Annotated in this window: 2 protein-coding genes; both read left to right on the top strand. The window is 58.8% G+C overall.

Features of this window, described 5'->3' with window-relative positions; genetic code table 11:
* Positions 1-339: hypothetical protein (locus ACXJ7R_RS33895; protein WP_457155600.1), on the top strand; the 339-nt coding region annotated here is incomplete at its 5' end.
* 458 nt (positions 340-797) lie between these two features.
* Positions 798-1,086 (top strand): hypothetical protein (locus tag ACXJ7R_RS33890; RefSeq protein WP_457155599.1); only part of this gene is annotated, 289 nt, incomplete at its 3' end.

The following is a 1,086-nucleotide window of genomic DNA, read 5'->3' as shown; positions in this document are numbered from 1 at the left end:
TCGCAAATGCTTGATGATGTCGATACCCTCGTTTTCGATACGGACGAGGCGAGCTACCTGGCAGAAGGTATTCGCTTACGAGGCCAAATCGCCGCGAGCAGAGGTGACCTGACAGGTGCCGCGCAACTATTCGAAACAGCAATTGCCACTGCCCGTCGGCAGCAAGCGAGACTCTTCGAGCTTCGCGCAGTAACGCAACTAGCACCAATTCTGGCACGTCAAGGTCGTGTCCATGAGGCCGCGACGCGTCTGCAAGCGGTGGTCCGCACATTTAACACTCGGTATCCAATCGTCGACCTCATCGCCGCACAAAGGGTGCTGGACGCGCTGAGCCCTTGAGGTCGCACCATCTGTGTTGGTTCCGGACAACGCAGTTTGCGTCGATTTGATGCAAGGTTGGCTCATTGCGCACCCGAGACGCGCGTTCGTCCGTTTGGACTGGAATGTAACCGAATCGTTGAGATCAGACGTTCACGCCTGTCCTCGCGTAGGTCCGAACATGGCGCAACCACGACCTCCAACGTGATCGCAGGTAAGGTCGGCTTTCAGGAAGCTGCGAAGCCGATTTCTACGGCCGAGATGAGGCGCAAAGCTCCCGTTCCTTCCGCGCGCGAAACTGAACGGATCCGCGTCAAAAGGCGACCCATTGTCGGCGGACGATCCATGTTAACATTGTGGCTAATTGAACGGCACCGTTATATCGGTCCACGAAAGTTCCGCTAGACGCACCACGTATTGCCCGGGAAGCGGCGACGGGTCATGTTGAACGACGTGTGTCTCATCCAAGGTGATCGACCATGCCACAGCTGCGCAGGGGACAGATTCCGGCCGCTAATCGCATTTTCGTCGATCGCGAAGCGCCGCGGCGGGTCTTCGAGGAGGCGGCTTTCGCAATTCCCGCCGATCGCTCGATCATTCATGTTTTCTACGGCGTTGGTGGCCAGGGCAAGACAGCGTTGTGCCGCGAACTCATGCGCAGGACCGATGCCGCGGTCGAGCCGAGCTTTGCTTTCCTTCGCCGCGCCGAACTCGACCTTCACGGCCGCAGCAAGGAGGACCCGGACCGGCTGCTGGTCTGGGTTAGGA

The sequence above is a fragment of the Mesorhizobium sp. P5_C1 genome, from assembly GCF_054049815.1.
This window is presented reverse-complemented; position numbering and strand designations above follow the sequence as displayed.